16 protein-coding genes, 2 tRNA genes and 2 pseudogenes are annotated in these 18668 nt (G+C 69.3%); 10 read left to right on the top strand and 10 right to left on the bottom strand.

Going from position 1 to position 18668, the window contains the following annotated elements; genetic code table 11:
* Positions 1 to 34: 34 nt before the first annotated feature.
* From AV541_RS12705 to AV541_RS09385, 4 genes are all read right to left on the bottom strand, one after another.
* Complete coding sequence (locus AV541_RS12705; protein WP_244880533.1) at positions 35 to 574, bottom strand: hypothetical protein; 540 nt, start codon at positions 572 to 574, stop codon at positions 35 to 37.
* Between the two features lie 8 nt (positions 575 to 582).
* Positions 583 to 2520, bottom strand: a complete 1938-nt coding sequence (locus AV541_RS09395; RefSeq protein ID WP_244880532.1) for a DEAD/DEAH box helicase — start codon at positions 2518 to 2520, stop codon at positions 583 to 585.
* Positions 2517 to 4109 carry a site-specific DNA-methyltransferase gene (locus AV541_RS09390; RefSeq protein WP_008631028.1) on the bottom strand — a complete coding sequence of 531 codons (1593 nt, stop codon included), beginning with the start codon at positions 4107 to 4109 and terminating at the stop codon, positions 2517 to 2519. Before AV541_RS09390 ends, AV541_RS09395 begins: the two co-directional genes overlap by 4 nt.
* A gap of 346 nt (positions 4110 to 4455) precedes the next feature.
* Positions 4456 to 4818 carry a hypothetical protein gene (locus AV541_RS09385; protein ID WP_008631029.1) on the bottom strand — a complete coding sequence of 121 codons (363 nt, stop codon included), beginning with the start codon at positions 4816 to 4818 and terminating at the stop codon, positions 4456 to 4458.
* A 523-nt stretch (positions 4819 to 5341) separates the two neighbouring features.
* Between AV541_RS09385 and AV541_RS09380 the strand changes: the two genes are divergently transcribed.
* Positions 5342 to 5599 (top strand): helix-turn-helix domain-containing protein, encoded by a 258-nt coding sequence (locus tag AV541_RS09380; protein ID WP_060384760.1) that lies wholly within the window; start codon positions 5342 to 5344, stop codon positions 5597 to 5599.
* Positions 5580 to 6713: a tyrosine-type recombinase/integrase gene (locus tag AV541_RS09375; RefSeq protein ID WP_038034998.1), complete on the top strand. Its 1134-nt coding sequence runs from the start codon at positions 5580 to 5582 to the stop codon at positions 6711 to 6713. Before AV541_RS09380 ends, AV541_RS09375 begins: the two co-directional genes overlap by 20 nt.
* A 99-nt stretch (positions 6714 to 6812) precedes the next feature.
* Here the strand turns inward: AV541_RS09375 and AV541_RS09370 are convergent.
* Positions 6813 to 6889: transfer RNA gene (locus AV541_RS09370), tRNA-Arg, on the bottom strand.
* Positions 6890 to 6988: 99 nt separating this feature from the next.
* Between AV541_RS09370 and tkt the strand changes: the two genes are divergently transcribed.
* Together tkt and rpe are read left to right on the top strand one after the other, a co-directional pair.
* A complete protein-coding gene (gene tkt / locus AV541_RS09365) occupies positions 6989 to 8944 on the top strand; it encodes a transketolase (protein ID WP_060384759.1) in 1956 nt (651 codons plus the stop codon).
* Positions 8945 to 9199: 255 nt separating this feature from the next.
* Entirely contained in the window at positions 9200 to 9862 is a 663-nt protein-coding gene (rpe, locus tag AV541_RS09360) for a ribulose-phosphate 3-epimerase (RefSeq protein ID WP_060384758.1), read from the top strand.
* On the opposite strand, the gene AV541_RS09355 is transcribed toward rpe, so the two are convergent.
* Together AV541_RS09355 and AV541_RS09350 are read right to left on the bottom strand one after the other, a co-directional pair.
* On the bottom strand, positions 9859 to 10272 hold the full coding sequence (locus tag AV541_RS09355; protein WP_008631033.1) for a CAP domain-containing protein: 414 nt from the start codon (positions 10270 to 10272) through the stop codon (positions 9859 to 9861). The genes rpe and AV541_RS09355 overlap by 4 nt on opposite strands.
* 50 nt (positions 10273 to 10322) lie before the next feature.
* Positions 10323 to 10399: transfer RNA gene (locus AV541_RS09350), tRNA-Pro, on the bottom strand.
* A 55-nt stretch (positions 10400 to 10454) separates the two neighbouring features.
* On the opposite strand from AV541_RS09350, the gene AV541_RS09345 reads away from it, so the two are divergent.
* Positions 10455 to 10772, top strand: coding sequence for a cupin domain-containing protein (locus tag AV541_RS09345; protein WP_008631034.1), 318 nt, complete (start codon positions 10455 to 10457; stop codon positions 10770 to 10772).
* A gap of 180 nt (positions 10773 to 10952) precedes the next feature.
* Positions 10953 to 11228, top strand: a complete 276-nt coding sequence (locus tag AV541_RS09340; protein WP_244880531.1) for a tetratricopeptide repeat protein — start codon at positions 10953 to 10955, stop codon at positions 11226 to 11228.
* Here the strand turns inward: AV541_RS09340 and AV541_RS09335 are convergent.
* Complete coding sequence (locus tag AV541_RS09335) at positions 11190 to 12362, bottom strand: MFS transporter (RefSeq protein ID WP_060384756.1); 1173 nt, start codon at positions 12360 to 12362, stop codon at positions 11190 to 11192. The genes AV541_RS09340 and AV541_RS09335 overlap by 39 nt on opposite strands.
* Positions 12363 to 12398: 36 nt before the next feature.
* Here AV541_RS09335 and AV541_RS09330 point away from each other — a divergent pair, with 36 nt between their 5' ends.
* The 4 genes and pseudogenes from AV541_RS09330 to fadR all read left to right on the top strand — a co-directional run bounded on the left by AV541_RS09330 (position 12399) and on the right by fadR (position 16134).
* A complete protein-coding gene (locus tag AV541_RS09330) occupies positions 12399 to 13253 on the top strand; it encodes an NAD(P)H-dependent flavin oxidoreductase (RefSeq protein ID WP_060384755.1) in 855 nt (284 codons plus the stop codon).
* A 46-nt stretch (positions 13254 to 13299) separates the two neighbouring features.
* Positions 13300 to 15008 (top strand): annotated as a pseudogene (locus AV541_RS09325) (FAD-dependent oxidoreductase).
* A 9-nt stretch (positions 15009 to 15017) separates the two neighbouring features.
* Positions 15018 to 15511: pseudogene (locus AV541_RS09320) on the top strand (type 1 glutamine amidotransferase family protein).
* Between the two features lie 5 nt (positions 15512 to 15516).
* Positions 15517 to 16134: a TetR family transcriptional regulator FadR gene (fadR, locus tag AV541_RS09315; protein WP_060384754.1), complete on the top strand. Its 618-nt coding sequence runs from the start codon at positions 15517 to 15519 to the stop codon at positions 16132 to 16134.
* Here fadR and AV541_RS09310 read toward each other — a convergent pair.
* Positions 16103 to 17551 (bottom strand): Mur ligase family protein, encoded by a 1449-nt coding sequence (locus tag AV541_RS09310; RefSeq protein WP_060384753.1) that lies wholly within the window; start codon positions 17549 to 17551, stop codon positions 16103 to 16105. The two genes, fadR and AV541_RS09310, sit on opposite strands and share 32 nt — an antisense overlap.
* A 69-nt stretch (positions 17552 to 17620) precedes the next feature.
* Complete coding sequence (locus tag AV541_RS09305) at positions 17621 to 18667, bottom strand: S1C family serine protease (RefSeq protein WP_060384752.1); 1047 nt, start codon at positions 18665 to 18667, stop codon at positions 17621 to 17623.
* Position 18668 lies beyond the last annotated feature (1 nt).

The raw sequence follows: 18668 nt of genomic DNA, 5'->3' as shown, positions 1-18668 counted from the left end.
AATCCTTCCGCGTAGGACTCGGAGCCAAGCGGGGTCAGAGACGGGCCGCTTGGCGGAGGGCATCAAGCTCTTGGAGGGTGCGCACCATGAGGAAGCGGTTGCCCGTCTTCCGGGCCCAGAGCTGGCCAATGGCCTCCTTCTCGTAGGTCTCGGGGGTGTGCGCCAGGTGCGCCCCCTTGTACTCCACCACGAGAAGGGTCCCGTTCCGAAGCTTGGCCAGGAAGTCCGGGAAGAAGGTGCCACCGGGGTAGGGCAGGCGGAAGGCGTGGCGCCAGGTGGGGTAGTTGCGCACCCAGAACTCCACCTCGTCTAGCTCGTCCAGAAGGCGGGCGCACTGGAACTCCTCCGTGCCGTCCTCGAGGTCGGCGATGACCGGGAAGAAGTGCTTGCGGAAGACGTAAGCCCCCCGGTAGGGGTTGGACGGGAAGTAGTCCCCCTCCAACCGCAAGGTGAGGGTCCCCAGGCTGGCAGGAGGGTTCTTCAAGAGGCGCTGAAAGACCTCCTTTCGGGCCGCTTCCCGGTGGGCGCGGATCTTGGCCTCCAGGAGGTCTCTGAGCCGCCGCTTCTCCGCCACCAGATCCTCTAGGGCGAAGCCCCGCTCCAGAAGCCCCCCAAGGCCCTGTAGAGGAAGGGCAGGGTCTCCTCCTGGGGCAGGTCGGGGTGGGGGATGTGGCGGTCCAGCCAAAGGGCGAGGCTTTCCAGGGTCCAGCCCACGTGGGGACCGAACAGCCTCCCCGCCCGGTCCAACCCCTCCAGGCGGGCGATGCGCACCCGGCCCCCCTCCAGGCCGATCTCCCCCCTCACCCCCAGGGGCCCCGGGACGAAGTCCACGTGGGCGTCCCGACCCGCCAGGCTCCACCCCTCCTCCAGAAAGTGCTCGGCCTCCAGGGGCTCCCCGTGCCAGGCGAGGAGGGGTACTTCCAGGACCCTGCCCTCCTCGGAGGGGGTGCGAACGGTTTGTGGAAGCTTGTCCCGGTCCTCCTCCTTCAGCCCCTCGCGGAGGATGGCCTTTTCGCTAGGGGTCAGGGGCTCCTTGAGGACCAGGGTTTTGGTCTTCGGGTCGTAGGCGATCTTGGACCCTAGGGACTCCAGGACCTCTGGCTTGGGATGGGCTTTGAGGGGCACGCGCTCCTCCAAGCCCAAGCCCACGGCGTACACGGCCCGCTCGGCCTCGTAGCGCTCAAACCCCTCGAGGACCAGGGCTTCCCGGAGGGTGTTGGCCGCCTCCCAGAAGTCCTCGGACACGGCGAAGGCGTAGGCCCGGTTGAGCTCCTCCCGCTCCTTGGGCCTGGCCCCCGGCATCCGCAGCACCCGGCCCAGCACCTGTTCAATGGCCGTGGACGACTTCAGGGAGCGCACCGAGGCCAGCACGTAGGCGAAGGGGCAGTCCCATCCCTCCTTGAGCTTGTCCACGGTGATGACGTAGCGCACGGGGGAGGAGGGAGAGAGGAGGTCCTGGCCCGTGAGGTCGTCCCGTTCCCCCGTGGAGACCGCTATCTGTTCTTCCTTTACCCCGAGCTCCAGGAGGAAGGAGCGGACCCTTTCCCAAGTGAAGGGGTCCTCGCCACGTTTGGGTTCGGCCTGGATCAGGAGGATGGGGCGGAGGTACTCCCGGCTTCCCTCGGCCAGGGCCTCGAGGTCCTTCCGCTTGGCCAGGGCCGCCTGTAGGACCGCCTCCCGGTCCTTCAGCACCACGAGCTCTATGGGCAGCTTGATCATGCCCTCCCGGTGAAGCTCGTGGGCCGTGGCGGCGAAGAGGACGTTGGAGTCCTCCCGGGGCGTGGCGGTGAACTCCAGGATGACCCCGGGCTCCAAGCGGGCCAGGGTGTCAAAGGAGAGGGGGGTGCGGGCGTTGTGGGCCTCGTCCACCACCACGATGGGACGCATGAGGCGGAGGAGGTTGGCCAGGGAGTACCGCCCCACCCCTTCCGGGGGCGAGGATGCCCCTTCCGGAAGGGCGGTCTCGAGGTTCCCGAAGACGGCCATGAGGTGGCCGTTGTCCTCGTAGACTTTGCGCCCCTCGGTTTCCTCCACCCGGAAGGCCTGGAGGGTGGCCACCAGCACCAGGCTGACCGCGCCTACGTCCCCGGGAGTCAGGGCCAGGGCCTCCCGTAGGTCCATGACCCGGACCTCACCCAGAGCCCCCTCGAGGGCCTGGCGGTAGGGATGGCGGGGGTCCTTCAAAGCCCGCAAGGTCTGCTGGCGGATGGCCTCCGTGGGCGTGAGCCAGACCACAGCGGGGGCGTCTTGGCCCAGGAAGCGCCGGGCCGGGGCCAGGGCGTGGGCCGCCAGGAGGGTTTTGCCCCCGCCCGTGGGGATGCGGAAGCACACGTAGGGGATCCCCTCGAGGCCCACCGGTTCGTAGTAAGGAGGGGGGTTGTCCAGATACCTCCCCGCCACTTCGCGGTAGGCCTGGCCCAAGGGGTTGGGAAGGCCGGCGTCCGCGTGAACCCTTACCCGGTGGAGGAAGTCCTCCAGGGCCTTCAGGGCTTCCTCTTGATAGGCCTTCAGCTTCATCATGGAGCCACCTCGTAAGGGATGTGGCGGAAGGTGATGCCCAAAGCCTTCAGGGTGGCGGGGCTCAGGCGGCAGGAGGTGCCGTAGACCACCTTGGGGCCGTCAAAAGGGGGCAGGTGGGCCAGGACCTCCCGGGTGAGGGCGTTTCCCCCCTTGGGGGACTTGTCCTTCAGCACCCCGTTGTAGAGGAGGTAGACCGCCACCCCGCGCTGGGACACGCCTAAAAGAGGGGGGGTGAAGGTCTCGGGCAAGGGCTCTCCCGTCTCCCGGTAGTAGACGTACCGGGCCAAGGTGAGGTAGTCCACCCCTTCCCGGATGCGCCCGTCTGGGGTGAAGAGGGGTTCCCCCAGGCGCAGGTACCGGAAGCCGCCCCCATGCGTCCTGGCGGCGTACTCCAGGCGCTTGCGGGTGATGTTCTGTGCGATCCCAGGGTCCAGCTCCACCAGGATGAAGCGCCGGTTACCCCCGTCCTCGGCGTTTTGCTTGAGCACCGCGTGCCCCGTGGTGCCGCTACCGGCAAAGGAGTCCAGGACGATGTCCTCGTCATGGGGGTTCGTGGCGATCTGCAGGATGCGCTGGAGGAGCCGGGTGGGCTTGGGGGTGGGGAAGTCCTCCCCTGCCAGGATTTGGCGCACCTCTCTGCGGGCCTCCTGGGTATCCCCAACGTCTTCCCGCAACCAGAGCGTGGTGGGCACCATGGCGGCCTGGACTTCACTTAGAAACTTCTTTAGCCTGGGTCTACCCCTACCATCTTTCCCCCACCAGATGCGATTTTCCTTCAAATGGCGCTCGTGTTCCTCACGGGAAAAGGCCCAGACCCGGGTAGGAGAGGGCCAGATCTCCTCGCCGGTGTTGGGGTTGACGATGGGGTAGTAAAGGTTGGGCCGCTCGTCTTTGGTTTTTGCGCACGTGTAATCTACCGACTGCCAAGGACCTCTCGGATCATCGTCCGGGTTTTGGTACCGGGCCACCTTCGCCGGCGTAGCGGGGAGTTTGTTCAGAGCCCATCCCGCAGGGTCGTCCCGGTTGGACTTTTTTCGCTTGGCGTAGACCAGGATGTAGTCGTGCATGTCGGAGAAGTAGGTGGCATCGTTTTGAAGCGAAAACTTCTTTTGCCAAATCACCGTGGCCACGAAGTTTTGAGGCCCAAAAATCTCGTCTAGGAGCATCCTCGCCCGGTGGACCTCGTTGTCGTCTATGCTCATCCACAGGCTTCCGTCCTCCCGCAAAAGCTCGTGGAGGAGCCTGAGCCTGGGATACATCATGGAAAGCCACTTGTCGTGCCGGGAGAGGTCTTCCGCTTCCGGGCCTACCACCTTCTTCAGCCAGGCCTGGATTTCGGGGCTGTTCACGTTGTCGTTGTAGACCCAGCCTTCGTTGCCCGTGTTGTAGGGGGGATCTATGTAGATGAGCTTCACCCGCCCCCGGTACTCGAGGAGGAGGGCCTTTAGGGCCTCGAGGTTGTCCCCCTCCACCAAAAGGTTCTCGCCCTCGCCGTAGGAGAGTTCGGGCACCGGGGCGAGGATGCGGTAAGGGACTTCCAAGTGGTGCCGCACCACCGCCTGCTTGCCGATCCACTCCAAGGCTGGCATGAGGAAGAGTATATCCCCAGGTATAATGGAACCATGCCACAGCAAAGCCCGGTCTATCCGGTGCCCACGCCCATCTACCACATCACCCACCTGGAAAACCTCGAGGGCATCCTCGTTTCATGCGAGACGACCTCCTCAAAGCCCCGGTGGAAGCCCTGGTCAACAGGGTGAACACCGTGGGGGTCATGGGCAAGGGGTGGCCTTCTTGAAGCGGGGGGCCCTCCGCCCCGAGGAGTGGCGGGACCGGCTTCCTAAACCGCCCGCCAACGTGGCCCAGGAAGCTTAGGCCACTCGCGCCCGCGCCTTCCCCGACTCCCGGGAAACCGCCCCGGGAGCTGTGCGTTGGCTACCGCATCCGGGGCAGGGAAGGCGGGACCATGTCCGGGTCGTTCACCACGTAGGCTTCCTCGTGAGGGGGCATGTAGCTGTGGGGCTCGTAGCGCTCCCCCCAGGCCACCTTCTGCTGGTAGTGGCGGATGGCCGCCCTCCAGAGCTTCTTCCAGTCCCCCTTCCAGTAGGCGGCCAGGCGCTCCCGGGCCACGGGGTCGTCCGCCTCCCCCTGCACGGGGGAGTCCTCCCCGTAGGCCTCTTGCAGCCAGCGCTTGATCCACCACCAGTAGGGGCCGAAGGCCACGTAGCTCATGGGGTCCATCCTCAGGAGCGTGGCCACCCCCTCGAGGAGCTCCTTTCCTGGTCCTTCCTTAAGCACGGCGGGCCTCCGTCACCAGCTTATACCAGAACTGCTCCAGAGCGTCTTTGATGGCGAGGCGGCTCCGGAGGCAAACTCCCAGGGAGGGTGGCCCACCTGCGGGAGAGGCGGAGGGCGAAAGGGGAACGGGATAAGGACCGTTATCCGTTGACAGGGGGGAGCGTCGGGGCATACTGAGGACGTGCCTGCGCATGGGCTCGCGCGCTAGACCCTGAAAGCCAAGCCTTCTACCTCGGCTTTGTGGGGCTTGGCGCGGCGTGGCACGGCCCGGCATGGCGAGGCGTGGCCCGGCGTGGCGCGGCTGGCGCGGTAAGGCCAGGCCTTGCGCGGCGACCCATCCGCACCACAAGCCTGCCTCTCTTGCGCTTGGCGAGGGAGGCAGGTTCTTTTGCTTGCAGGGGCTTGAGGGGCGGTCCCTTCTTGGGCAGGTGCTCCCTTCCCACACCCCCCTGGGCCACCTGTGCTTTAGCTCCACAAGAGTAGTCTAGTAAAGCAGTTGATTGATATAGTAGACTATCGGACAATGGGGCGGAAGCGCATTCGGTTCCGACTGCGGGAGTACCTGAAGGAGCGGGGGCTCAGCGTCTACAAGCTGGTGAAGCTCGTGCCCGAAATGCACCCGTCTACGGTCTACGCGATCGCCGCAGGTAGGATTGAAAGCGTTAGGCTCAGCACACTCGCCCAGGTGTTGGAGGGCCTCGAGCGGCTCACGGGCGAGCCCGTGGACCTGTGTGCGCTCCTGCGGGTAGAGGAGGTGGAAGGTGCCGAAACGGGGCGCTAAACCGCGCCGCCACGCCTCGGGCCTTTGGGAGGTCCGGGTGTATGTGGTGGAGGACGGCAAACGCGTGCGCCGCTCCTTTTACGGCAAGACGGCCAAGGAGGCGCAGGCGAAGGCGGCGGAGTACCAGGTCAAGCACCGGCTGGGACTCATCCCCAAGCGCGACCCCCGGACCTTTGCTGAGTTCGCCCAGGCCTGGCTTGAGCGCAAGGCCCGGGTGCGTGGCCCCACCACCATCCGGGCCTACGAGAGAGAGTTGCGGTACCTGCTGCCCACCCTGGGCAACAAACGCCTCCAGGACATCGTCCCGAGCGACATCCGCGCCGCTCTAGACGCCCTGGCCCGCAAGGGGCTTTCCCCCAGGTCGCTGAGGAAGGTCCTGGAGCGGGCCCGGGCCGTGTTCCGGGAGGCCCTGGCCCTCGAGCTGGTGGCGCGGGACCCCACCGCCGCCGTGCGGGTGGAGGTCCCCTCAAGGCCCCCCGTGGGCCGCGCCCTCGAGCCCCACGAGGTGGAGGCCTTGCTCCGGGCCTTTGACGCGTGGCCCACCTGGGAGGTGGGCATGGCCCTGCGCCTCTGCCTGGCCCTGGGGCTTCGCGCGGGTGAGGCGCTGGCGCTCCGGTGGGAGGACGTGGACCTCGAGGCGGGGGTCCTCCACGTGCGCCGGGCGTGGACTGCGATGGGCGGGCGGGGGGTCCTCACCGAGCCGAAGACGCCCTCCTCGAGGCGGAGCATCCCCATCCCCCATGCCACCCTGGCCCGGCTTCGCGCCCGCTACCAGGAGCTCCTCGAGCTGGGGATCCCGCCCGAGGAGCTTAGGTTGGCCTGGGTGTTTCCGGGGCGGACGGGGGGGCCCCTGAACCCCCACACTCTGGGGCACGCCTTACGGAAGATGACCACCCGCCTGGGCCTTCCCCCCATCCGCGTCCACGACCTTCGCCACACCTACGGGAGCCTGCTCCTCGCCAACGGGGCCCCCCTTGAGCTTGTGGCGGAGAGGATGGGGCACGCAAACCCCAGCATCACCCTGGGCATCTACCGCCACCTCTTGGCCCACGAGCGGGCGGCCTGGGTCGTGGACCCCGAGGAGCTGACGAGCCGGCCCAGGGGGCAAGCGTAGGTGGGCACATGAGGGGAGCTTGGCGCTATGGGGGTAGAACATGGGGGTAAAAAAGGCCCCGCCCACGCTTCCGTGGGCGGGAGGATTGCGTCCTGGTGCTGGTGCGCCCGGAGGGATTCGAACCCCCGACCTAGGGCTTAGGAAGCCCCCGCTCTATCCTGCTGAGCTACGGGCGCCCACAGGGAGGGATTGTACACCCTTCCTCCAAGGGAGGCAAGCCCGGCCCGCCGGGGTATAGTTTCACTGGCGGAGGGGGTTTTCCGCCAGGAGGAAGGATGAAGGAGACGCGGGACCTAGAGACCCTTTCGGTGAACGCCATCCGCTTCCTGGCCGTGGATGCGGTGGAAAAGGCCAAAAGCGGCCACCCCGGCATGCCCATGGCCATGGCCCCCCTGGCCTACCTCCTCTACCGGGAGGTGATGCGCCACAACCCCTTAGACCCCGCCTGGCCCGACCGGGACCGCTTCGTCCTCTCGGCGGGGCACGGGTCCATGCTCCTCTACGCCGTTCTCCACCTCACGGGCTACGACCTTCCCCTGGAGGAGCTTAAGCGCTTCCGCCAGTGGGGGTCCAAGACCCCGGGCCACCCCGAGCGCGGCCACACCCCGGGGGTGGAGGTGACCACGGGGCCTTTGGGCCAGGGGATCTCCACCGCCGTGGGGCTTGCCCTGGCGGAAAGGAAGCTTGCCGCTGAGTTCAACCGCCCGGGGCACGTGGTGGTGGACCACTACACTTACGTCCTCGCCTCGGACGGGGACCTGATGGAGGGGGTCTCCGGGGAGGCCGCCTCCTTGGCGGGGCACTGGGGCCTCTCCAAGCTCATCGTCTTCTGGGACGATAACCGCATCTCCATTGACGGTCCCACCGACCTCGCTTTCACCGAGGACGTCCTCTCACGCTTTCGGGCTTACGGCTGGCAAACCCTTAGGGTGGAGGACGTAAACGACCTCGAGGCCCTCCGCAAGGCCATCAAGCTCGCCAAGCTGGACGAGCGCCCCACCCTCATCGCCGTCAGGAGCCACATCGGCTATGGTTCCCCCAAACAGGATTCCCCCAAGGCCCACGGGGAACCTTTGGGCCCTGAGGCGGTGGAGGCCACCCGGAAGAACCTGGGCTGGCCCTACCCGCCCTTCGTGGTGCCCGAGGAGGTCTACCGCCACATGGACATGCGGGAACAGGGCAGGGCCTGGCAGGAGGCCTGGGAGCGGGCCCTCGAGGCCTACGCCCGGGCGTACCCGGACCTCCACCAGGAACTCCTGCGGCGCCTTAAGGGGGAGCTTCCTCCCTTGCCCGAGGAGCCCCCATCCTTTGACAAGCCCCTCGCCACGCGGGCGGCAAGCGGCAAGGCCTTAGACCTCCTCGCCCCCCGCATCCCCGAGCTTGTGGGCGGAAGCGCCGACCTCACCCCCTCCAACAACACCAAGGCCCAGGGCATGGAGGACTTCTCCCGGGGGAATCCCTTGGGCCGCTACCTCCACTTCGGGGTGCGGGAGCACGCCATGGGGGCTATCCTGAACGGCCTCAACCTCCACGGGGGGTATCGGGCCTACGGGGGGACCTTCCTGGTCTTTTCCGATTACATGCGCCCCGCCATCCGCCTCGCCGCCCTCATGGAGGTCCCTACGGTCTTCGTCTTCACCCACGACTCCATCGCCTTGGGCGAGGACGGCCCCACCCACCAGCCCGTGGAGCACCTCATGTCCCTCAGGGCCATGCCCAACCTCTTTGTGATCCGCCCCGCGGACGCCTACGAGACCTTCTACGCCTGGCTCGTGGCCCTGAGGCGTAAGGAAGGCCCCACCGCCCTCGTCCTCACCCGCCAGGCGGTGCCCCTCCTCTCCCCGGAGAAGGCCAGGGGGCTTTTGCGGGGAGGCTACGTTCTGGAGGACGTGGAGGAGCCCCAAGGGGTCCTCGTGGCCACGGGGAGCGAGGTGCACCTGGCCCTTAGGGCCCAGGCCCTCCTCCGGGAGAAGGGGGTGCGGGTCCGGGTGGTGAGCCTGCCTTCCTTTGAGCTCTTTGAGGCCCAGCCCGAGGCCTACCGGAAGGAGGTCCTGCCCCCCGGGCTTCCCGTGGTGGCCGTGGAGGCGGGGGCCAGCCTGGGGTGGGAGCGGTATGCCCACAAGGTGGTGGCCCTGGACCGCTTCGGGGCCAGCGCCCCCTATCCCGAGGTCTACGAAAAGCTCGGCTTCACCCCGGAGAGGGTGGCGGAGGCGGTCCTCTCCTTGGTGTAAAAAGGGCGAGATTGACCGGGGAAGGCCCCCGGGGGAGGGGCTTGGGCTAGGGGCATGGGGGAGGTGTTTCGCAAGGCCGAGGCGGCCATCTACCTCTTCGCCGGGCTTCTCGTGGTTCTGGGGGCGGTCTACGTCGCAGAAGTTCTCCTTCTCCCTCCAGGACCCCGGCTTCCAGGCGGTTTTGGCGGAGCTTCTCCTCCTTTCCCTCATGGTGCTGACCCTGGCCTGGGCCTACCGCCTGGTGCGCGGGGTATAGTGGGGCCCGTGCGGTTCGCGCCCTCCATTCTCACGGCGGATCTGGCGAGGCTAGGGGAGGCCATAAGGGAGGCGGAGGCGGCCGGGGTGGACTGGATCCACCTGGACGTGATGGACGGGGTCTTCGTCCCCAACCTCACCTTCGGGCCCCTCCTCGTGGAGGCGGTCAGGCGGGTCACCTCCTTGCCCCTGGACGTTCACCTCATGATCGTCCAGCCGGAGCGCTACCTCGAGGACTTCGCCCAAGCCGGGGCGGACCACATCACCGTGCACTTTGAGGCCACCTACCACCCCCACCGGGCGGTGCAGAAGGTGAAGGAGCTGGGAAAGAAGGCGGGGCTCGCCGTGAACCCGGGAACGCCCCTGGAGGCCTTTGAGCCGCTGCTTCCGGATTTGGACCTGGCCCTCCTCATGAGCGTCAACCCCGGCTTCGGTGGCCAGCGCTACCTTCCCACGGCCACGGAGAGGCTCCGGCGCCTCAAGGCCATGCGGGACCGGCTGAACCCCGCCTGCCTCATCGTGGTGGACGGCGGCATCAACCGGGACACCGTGGCCGAGGCCCGACGGGCGGGGGCGGACGTGGCCGTGGCGGGGAGCGCCCTCTTCAACGAGAGGCCGGTGGCGGAGAACCTAAAGGCCCTCCGCCTCGCCCTGATGGGTTAGGGCGTTAGGGCCTGGGGCGCCCTAGGACGAGGGTCCAGTACCCTTCCCGCCCCCAAAGCCCTGCGTGGACGAAGCGGGGGTCCATGAGGTTGGCGCAGTGGCCGGGGCTTTCTCGCCTCCGCCCGGATGGGGCTTTGGGCCACGTTCTCCCCCAGGGCGGACCAGGGGTACCCCGTCCGCTCCCGGACAGGGGAGCCGTCCGGGGCCACGTGCCCCACGAAGCCGTGGGCGGCCATCGCTTCCGTGTGGGCCTGGGCCGCGGCCCTAAGCCTGGCCTCCCAGGCCAGGGGAGGGGCCGCGCCCCCGCAGCCGCGCCCATCAGCCCGGATCCCGTTCAAGGCCTCGAGGACGGGGTCGGCCCCCTGCCCGGCGCAGGCGGTGAGGAGGGCGAGGAGAAGGAGGAGGCGCACGCTCCTTAGGGTAAGAAGACCCGCCCTTTTTTTGGGCGGGCCTTTCGCGCTGGTCGGGGAGGCCGGATTTGAACCGACGACCCCACGCACCCCAAGCGTGTGCGCTACCAGGCTGCGCTACTCCCCGGCGCGCAAAGGTTAGTCTAGCCCTCTTCCTCGCCCCCGTCAAGTAGACTCCGGACATGGAGATCAAGGACCTGAAGCGCCTCGCCCGCTACAACCCGGAGAAGATGGCCAAGATCCCCGTCTTCGAGTCGGAGCGGATGCTCTTTGACCTCTACGCCCTCCTTCCCGGTCAGGCCCAGAAGGTGCACGTCCACGAGGGCTCGGACAAGGTCTATTACGCCCTGGAGGGGGAGGTGGTGGTGCAGGTGGGGGAGGAGGAGGCCCTTCTCGCCCCTGGCATGGCCGCCTTTGCCCCGGCGGGGGAGCCCCACGGGGTGCGCAACGAGTCCGCCAGCCCCGCCTTGCTCCTGGTGGTCATGGCCCCCAAGCCCTAGGGCTTTCACACCCCTTTGAAACCCAGGCCTTAGGCTTTGAGGGATGACCCAAGCCGGCTCTCCCGGCGACCTGGGGTTTTTGGCGGAGCTCCTCCGCCGCTACCCTGTGCGCCTGGTGTTCCGGGGGGAGGTGCTCCCCGAGGGCCCGGTGCGGGGGAGAGGCTCTTGGAGGAGGGGGAGTTGGCCCTCTACCACATGGGCCGATACCCCGAAGCGGAGGCCAGCTACCGCCAGGTACTGGTCCAAGACCCCGGCAACCTGGACGCTCGCTGGGGCCTGGCGGAGGTGGCCTTGGCCCTGGGCCGCACTAAGGAGGCGGAGCTGCTCTCCCGGCAGCTCCTGGCCCTGGAGCGTTTTGTGGCCACGTTCCAGGTCTGGCGCAAGCGCGGCGTCTGGGGGGAGATGCGGCGCAAGGGCCTAGCGGCCACGAAAGCGCAGGACCACCAGGAGCCTTAGCCCCAGGGAGAGGAGGATGGGCAGGTGGTAGGGGCTTGGGCCAAGCCCAAGCCCCGCCACCGCCCCCGCCACCAGGCTTCCCCCTATGCCCCCTAGGCCCAGGGCCAGCCAGAAGAGGGCCAGGTACCCGTTCCGGGCCTCCTTGGGGGCCTGGGCTAAGGCGGCGTTGACCAGGGCGGTGCCCAGGCCGCTCCAGGCCAGGGCGTCGGCGGCGGCGGAAAGCCAGATGGGCCAGGGAAAGGCGGCGCTTCCCGCAAGCCAAAGCCCCGGCATGAGGGCCGCCACCAGCCCGGCGCGGAAGAGGACCACCCCGTGCCCCTCCCGGTCCGCCACCCGCCCCCACAGCGGCCCGAAGACCAGCCCGAAGAGGGCGGAGGCCACTGTCCAAAGGCCCACCTCGGTCATGGAAAACCCCCCTACCTGCACGAAGTAGGGGATGACGAAGGGCCCCCCCACCATCACCGCCCCATACCACAGGGCCACCAGGCCCAGGTAGCGGCGGTAGGGGCGGGCCCGCCAGGCGCCCGCCATAACTTCCCGCATCGGGGATGGCCGGGGTTCTTTGGGCTCGGCCTGCTGGCGGAGGAGGAGCACGGAGAGGAGGCCCGCCGCCACCCCCAGGAGGAGGACCACCTGGTAGCCGGAAGGGGGGGGCAGGCGGTCGGCCACCAGGCCCCCGAGGAGGTTGCCCAGGGTGCCCACCAAGCCCAAGAGGGCGTTGCGTAAGCCGAAGTAGCGCCCCCGCCTTTCCTCGGGTACAAGGTCGGCCATCCAGGAGAGCCAAAGCACCCCCACGGGGGCCGCCAGGAGCTGGGAGAGCCCGGCGAAGAGGAGGAGGCCTGGCACCCTGAGCCCCTCGGGTAGGAAGGCGGCCAGGACGGCGGGCAGGAAGAGGAGGCGGGCGAGGAGGTTGAGGCGCACCACCAGGGCCTTGCGGCTTCCCCTTAGGGCCAGGGCCAGGGGAGCGGTGAGCTGGGCCAAAAAGGGCAGGGCCCCCAGAAGGGCCAAGGCCTTGGGGGAAGCCCCCAGGGCCAGGGCGTAGCCCGTGAGGATCACCCCGGTGCTCCAGTTGATGAAGAGGATGGCCAGGGTTCCTTCCCAGATGGAAAGCCTTAGGGAGCGCTCCGGTTCCACCTACCGATTATCCTTGAACCGGGTAAAATCTGCCCCATGGAGACCGCCATCACCCGCATGCTGGGGATCCGCTACCCCATCGTGGCCGCTCCCATGTTCCTCGTTTCCGGGGCTCGGCTCCTCCAGGCGGTGGCCGAGGCTGGGGCCATCGGGGTCATACCCAGCCTGAACTTTCGCACCCACGCTGCCTTCCGGGAGTTCCTGGAGCACTTCCCCAAGGGAACGCCCTTTGGGGTGAACCTCATCCTCAAGGACAACCCCCGCCTCGAGGAGGACCTCCAGGCCGTGGCGGAGCGCCGGGTGCCCCTGGTGGTCACCTCCTTGGGGGACCCCACCCGGGTGGTGGAGCGGGTCAAGGCCTATGGCGGCGTGGTCTGGTGCGATGTGGTGGGTCTAAGGCACGGGAGAAAGGCGGTGGAGGCTGGGGCCGACGCCCTGGTTGCGGTGGCCGCCGGGGCCGGGGGGCATGCGGGGGGCATAAGCCCCTTCGTCCTCGGGCCCTGGCTTAGGGAGGAGCTGGGGGTGCCGGTGCTCATCGCCGGGGGCATCGCCACGGGCAGGCAGCTTTTGGCGGCTTTGGCCCTGGGGGATGGGGCCTATATCGGCACCCGCTTCATCGCCACCCTGGAGTCGGAGGCCCCCCTGGAGTACAAGGAGGCCCTCCTCCGGGCCACCCCCGAGGACATCCAGTACACCCCCGAGGTCACGGGGGTGCCGGCCAACTTTCTCCGGGAGTCCTTGGAGCGCTTCCGCCAGGGCGGGGGCAAGGCCTGGAAAGAGGTCTACTCTGCCGGCCACGGCGTGGCCTTCATCCGGGAGATCCCCTCGGCTAAGGAGGTGGTGGCCCGCCTGGTGGCGGAGTACCAGGAGGCCAAAGCTAAGCTCCCCTAGGGTATCTTGGAAGGGCCTCTGGGGATGCCCGGGGTTTTCCTTGCCTATGGCTAGGCTTCTCGCGTTTCTCCTGGCCCTGGGGTTCGCCTGGGCCCAGTACGACCTGGTGGTCTACGGGGCCACTCCCCAGGGGGTGACGGCGGCGGTAGCGGCGGCCCAAGAGGGCCTCAAGGTCCTCCTCCTGGAACCTGGCCGGGGGGTAGGGGGGGTCCTCACCCAGGGATGGCTGGCCACCCTGGACGTGGCCAAGGACCGAGAAGGGCTCCTCCAGGGGGGGCTTTTCCGGGAGTTCTACCGCCGCTTGGGCCAGGACCCCTCCTTTGACGTGAGGCAGGCGGAGGAGGCCCTCTGGGCCATGCTGCGGGAAGCGGGGGTGGAGGTGCGCCTGGAGGAGCCCCTGGACCGGCTGGAGCTGGCGGAGGGCCGCCTGGCCCTTCTTTCCACCCCCCAGGGGGCCTACCAGGCCCCCTACTTCCTGGACGCCACGGACACCGCCGAGCTGGCCTTCCGCGCCGGGGCCTCCTTCACCCTGGGTCGGGAGGACACCGGGCTGGACGGGCGGAGCATGGCTGCCACCCTGGTCTTCCGCCTCGAGGGCGTCCCCTGGGGGGCAGTCTTCCTCTCCCTCAACTACGAGGGCCAGGTGCGGCGCACGGGGGCCGGGGCCTGGGGCCGTAGCGGATGGGGCTTCGGGGAGCTGGTGCGGGGCTATTCTCCCTCCGACCCGGCCCGCTACGCCCTGAGGGGCCTGAACCTGGCCCGCCAGGACGACGGCAGCCTCCTGGTGAACGCCCTCCTCCTCTTCGGCGTGGAGGGGGCGGACCCCCTGAGCCTGGAGCGGGCCCGGGCCGAGGCCGCCCAGGAGGCCTTGCGGGTGGTGGCCTTCCTGCGGGAGAAGGACCCCTTGGTCTTCGGCACCGCCCGCTTGAGCGGGGTGGCCCCGGCCCTTTACGTGCGGGAAAGCCGCCACCTCAAGGCCCTCTACCGCCTGCGGGCGGAGGAGGTGCTTCTGGGCCGCACCTTCCCCGATGCCGTGGCCCTGGGGGGGTATCCCCTGGACGGCCAGGCCTACTACCCCGGGGAGACCCCTTACCTTCTCGGCACCCCGGCCCCCTACGGGGTTCCCTTCCGCACCCTGGTGCCCCGGGAGCTGAAAAACCTCCTGGTGGTCTCCCAGGCCGCCGGGTTTGACAGCGCCGCCGCCTTCTCCGCCCGGGTGGCCCCCTGCAGATGGCCCTGGGGGAGGCGGCGGGGGTGGCGGCCGCCCTTCTGCGCAAGGCCCCGCAGGCGGGCCTCCTCAAGGCGCCCCTGGCCGACTTCCACCAGCTGGCCCTAAGCCCCGCCGGGATGGAGGCCCTGCGCCGCCGCCTCTTGGAGCGGGGGGCGCGGCTCTCCTCCCCGGAGAAGGGGGTGGTGGAGGCGGACAAGCCTGGCTACCGGGAGGCGGTGGGCCTCTTGCGGCGGGGCCTTTTCGCCGGGCCCTACTACCTGAAAGGTTCCCTGGGGCTTTCCGAGCCCATCCTCCTGGGGGATTTCCTGGCCAACCTGGAGCACTACCATCGGGCCAAGGGACCTGACGAGCGCCTGCGGGTGATCCTAAAGGCGCGGGAGCTCTACCGGGAGGAGCTGCAACGCCCCTTGCGCCGGGCCACCTTGAACCAGCTCCTCCTGGCCCTGGGGGAGGCCAGGACCACGGGGGCGGAGGTGGTGAGCCGGGGAGAGGCCGCCCTTTTGCTCCACCGCCTTCTGCCATAATGGCCTAAGGTGCTGGCCGTCTGGCTTCTTCCCGAGTTCTCCGAGCTGGAGGCGGCCTTGGCCCTCGAGGCCGCCCGGCGGCTAGGGCTTCCCGCCTACACCGTGGCCAAGGGGCGGAAGGGCACGATGGCCCTCGCGGGCTCCGTCTGGACCCCCACCTACGCCTTCCCCGCGGCCCCACAGCCTAGGGCCCTGGTCATCCCGGGGGCGAGGCGGCCCAGGGAAAGGGCCCGGGACCCCGCCTACCTGGCTTTTCTGGAGGAGGTCTGGGAGGGATTGGAGGCTGTCTTCGTGGGCTTTAACGCCCACCTCTTCCTGGAGGAGGCGGGACGGCTTCCCGAGGCGGTGGCGGCCCCTTCCGGGCTTGGCCTCGAGGCCCGGGGCTACCGGGTGGTGGCCTCCCCCTGGCACCGGGAGGGCCGGGTCTACACGACCCGGGGGGGCTTCACCTCCTCGAGGCCCTGGGGGCCTGGGTGGGGCGGCCGGTTCCCCTTGTAGACTAGGTGCCATGGCCGTGCGTGAGTACCAGAAAAAAAGGCGGCGGGAGCGGATCTTCCGCGCCGCCATGGAGCTTTTCCGCGACCGGGGCTTCCAGGAGACCACGGCCACGGAGATCGCCAAGGCGGCCCACGTTTCCCGGGGCACCTTCTTCAACTACTACCCCTACAAGGAGGCGGTGCTTCTGGACTACGGGAGCCAGCTCCTCGCCGGCCTCCGGGAAGAGGTGCGGCGCCTCCTCGCCCAGGGCAGGGAGCCCGTGGAGGTCCTGCGCCACCTCTTCCGCGTCCTGGCCGAGGGGACGGCGCGGGAGAAGGACCTCCTCCTGCCCATGTTCTACGAGCTCCTCAACCCCGACCCTGTGCGGGCCCGGGCGGCCTTTGAGGCCCTGCCCCTGGGGGACCTGATCGCCGAGATCCTGAAGCCCCTTAGGGAGCAGGGGGTGCTGCGCCAGGACTTCTCCCTGGAGCGCATGGGCCGCACCTTGGCCGACCTCTACTTCCTCTCCGCCCTGCGCTGGGCCGCCTACACCCCGGGGCGGGACCTGGCCGAGGAGCTGGAGAAGAACCTCAGGCTTCTCCTCGAGGGGATGCTGGTCAGAGAAGCCCCCGCGCCCGGAGGGCTTTGAGGGCGGCCTCCCGCTCGTTCCAGGGCAGGGCCACCTGGCCCCGCTCCAGGGTGGTTTCGTGCCCCTTGCCGGCGAGCAGGACCGTGTCCCCGGGGCGGGCCTCGAGGATGGCCTTGAGGATGGCCTCCTCCCGGTCGGGAACGAGCTCGTAGACCCCGCCCTCGGCCCGGGCCGCCTGGGCCATGGCCTCCAGGATGGCGAAGAGGTCCTCGCCCCGGTGGTCCTCCTCGGTGAAGAAGGTCTTGTCCGCGAGGCGGGCCGCCACCCGGCCGATGTCCACGCGCCGCTGGGGGTCCCGCTCCCCGGCCGCCCCCACCACCAAAAGGAGCCTCCCCGGGGTGGTGGGGCGGAGGGTCTTCAGGGCGGCCTCCAGGCTCTTCCCGGTGTGGGCGAAGTCAATGACCACGCGGAAGGGGGCCTTGAGGACCACCTCCATCCGGCCCGGCACCCCGGGGAAGGTGGCGAGGCCCTCCAGCACCGCCTCGAGGCCCACCCCCAGGGCCAGGGCGGCGGCGCTTGCGGCGAGGGCGTTTTCCAGGTTGTAGGCCCCGAGGAGGGGCAAGAAGGCCTCCCCTGACCCCCAGGGGGTGTGGAGGCGGAAGGCCAGGCCCTCCGGGGTTTCCCGAAGCCCCTCCGCATAGACCTCCCCTCCCTCCCCGAAGCTCAGGTGGGGCCTCTGGGCGAGCCGGGGGAAGTGGGGGAGGCTACGGGCGAGGACAGCGAGGTCCGACCGCTCCACCAGGAGGGCCTTGGCCCGGAAGTAGGCCTCGGCGGTGCCGTGGAAGTCCAGGTGGTCGTCGGGGTAGAAGTTCACGAAGACCCCCACCCGGAAGGTGAGGCCCTCCACCCGCTTCAGGGCCAGGGCGTGGCTGGAGACCTCCAGCACGGCGCTTTTCAGGCCGCGGTCCGCCGCCTCCCGGAGGAAGGCGTAGACCTCGGGGGCTTCCGGGGTGGTGAAGTGGCCCACGGGGGGGCGGGCCTCCTCCCCCAGACGGAGGCCCACGGTGGAGAGGAGGGCGCTTCCGCCCTGGGCCCGCTGGAGAAGGTGGTGGAGGAGGCTTGCCGTGGTGCTCTTGCCCTTGGAGCCCGTGACCCCCACGAGGAGGAGCTTCCGGTCCGGCTCCCCGTGGAAGCGCCGGGCCAGGAGGGCGAGGGCCTGGCGGCCGTCGGCCACCTGGAGGTAGGGGACGGGGAGGGCGAGGGGCCTTTCCCCCACCACGGCCACCGCCCCCCGGGCCAGGGCCTCGGGGACGAAGTCGTGCCCGTCCAGGGGCTTCCGGTGGGGGAGGGGAACCCCGGGTACGGCCACGAAGACGAAGCCGGGCTCCACCCGCCTCGAGTCCAGGGTGAGGCCCCTGACGGGCACCTCCGGGGCTTCCTTCCCGAAGAGGGCGAAGAGTTCCTTCAAGGTGGGCATGGCCTCGTCCTCAGGGTATAGCCTCTCGGAAGGCCTAGGAGAAGCGTCCTGCCCAAGCCCACGCCGGCCTCACTCCCGTGGCCGGGCCATTAGGACCACGGTCACCTCCAGGCGCCTCCGGTCCCGCCAGAGGGTGAGGCGGACCCGGTCCCCGGGGCGGCGCTGGGCCACCAGGCGGACGACGTCCGCCTTGTCCTTCACCGCCACCCCGTCCACGGCCAGGATCACGTCCCCCAGGGCGAGGAGCCTCCCCTGGGTGTCCCGCTGGGCCCCTTTGAGGCCGGCCCTGGCCGCGGGGCTTCCCGGCTCCACCCGGTCCACCATGGCCCCCTGGGTGGAGGTGAGGCCCACGGCCCGGAGGAGGACGGGGGGGAGCTCGTCCAGGCTGATGAGGCTGGCCCCAAGCCACCCCCGTTGGGGGACGCCGAAGCGCTCCAGGTCGGCGATGCTTTGGGCCACCAGGTCCCCGGGCACGGCCACGCCGATGCCCCCGATCCCGGCCGGTCCCCCGATGACGTCGGCCACAAGGCCCACCACCTCCCCCTGGAGGTTGAGCAGGGGGCTTCCCGAGTTTCCCACGGTGAGGGGGGCGTCGGTGAAGAGGTACTCCCCCACCTCGGCGCCCACGCTCGGGTCCGGCAGGGGGACCTCCAGGGGGCCTACCCCTGAGAGGATGCCGAAGGAGGCCAGGGGCCCCTGGCCGTAGGGGAAGCCCACCAGGACCACCCCCATCCCCAGGGGGAGGCGCCTCGCCTCCACCTGGGCGAAGGCCAGCACCCTGGGGGCCCGCGCCCCCCGGACGGTGAGGAGGGCGAGGTCTATCCCGGGGTCCACGGCGTAGCGCTCCGCGAGAAAGGTCCTCCCGTCAGCGAGCCGGACGGTGAGGTCCTTGAGGTCCCGGATCACGTGGTAGTTGGTGACCACCCGGCTCGGCCCCACGAAGAAGCCCGTGCCCACCACGTCCTCCCCCCCGGGGGAAAGGGTGCTTCCCTGGACGCGCACCACCGCGGGGAGGGCCTTTTGGATCACCTGGGCCCGGGCCACCTCCTCGGGGGCGACCAGGCGCTGCCCCAGGACCAGGGTCAGGAGGAGGGCTAGGAGGAGAAGGGCCCGCATG

The organism is Thermus parvatiensis, from assembly GCF_001535545.1.
GTDB lineage: Bacteria > Deinococcota > Deinococci > Deinococcales > Thermaceae > Thermus > Thermus parvatiensis.
The sequence above is the reverse complement of the archived record's forward strand: the minus strand, read 5'-3'. Positions and strand labels throughout refer to the sequence as shown.

Excerpts from the sequence above, each read along its gene's own strand:
- AV541_RS09395 (WP_244880532.1), bottom strand. The coding sequence starts at position 2,520 with ATGATGAAGCTGAAGGCCTATCAAGAGGAAGCCCTGAAGGCCCTGGAG.
- AV541_RS09390 (WP_008631028.1), bottom strand. The coding sequence starts at position 4,109 with ATGCCAGCCTTGGAGTGGATCGGCAAGCAGGCGGTGGTGCGGCACCAC.
- AV541_RS09380 (WP_060384760.1), top strand. The coding sequence starts at position 5,342 with ATGGGGCGGAAGCGCATTCGGTTCCGACTGCGGGAGTACCTGAAGGAG.
- tkt (WP_060384759.1), top strand. The coding sequence starts at position 6,989 with ATGAAGGAGACGCGGGACCTAGAGACCCTTTCGGTGAACGCCATCCGC.
- AV541_RS09345 (WP_008631034.1), top strand. The coding sequence starts at position 10,455 with ATGGAGATCAAGGACCTGAAGCGCCTCGCCCGCTACAACCCGGAGAAG.
- AV541_RS09330 (WP_060384755.1), top strand. The coding sequence starts at position 12,399 with ATGGAGACCGCCATCACCCGCATGCTGGGGATCCGCTACCCCATCGTG.
- fadR (WP_060384754.1), top strand. The coding sequence starts at position 15,517 with ATGGCCGTGCGTGAGTACCAGAAAAAAAGGCGGCGGGAGCGGATCTTC.
- AV541_RS09310 (WP_060384753.1), bottom strand. The coding sequence starts at position 17,551 with ATGCCCACCTTGAAGGAACTCTTCGCCCTCTTCGGGAAGGAAGCCCCG.
- AV541_RS09305 (WP_060384752.1), bottom strand. The coding sequence starts at position 18,667 with ATGCGGGCCCTTCTCCTCCTAGCCCTCCTCCTGACCCTGGTCCTGGGG.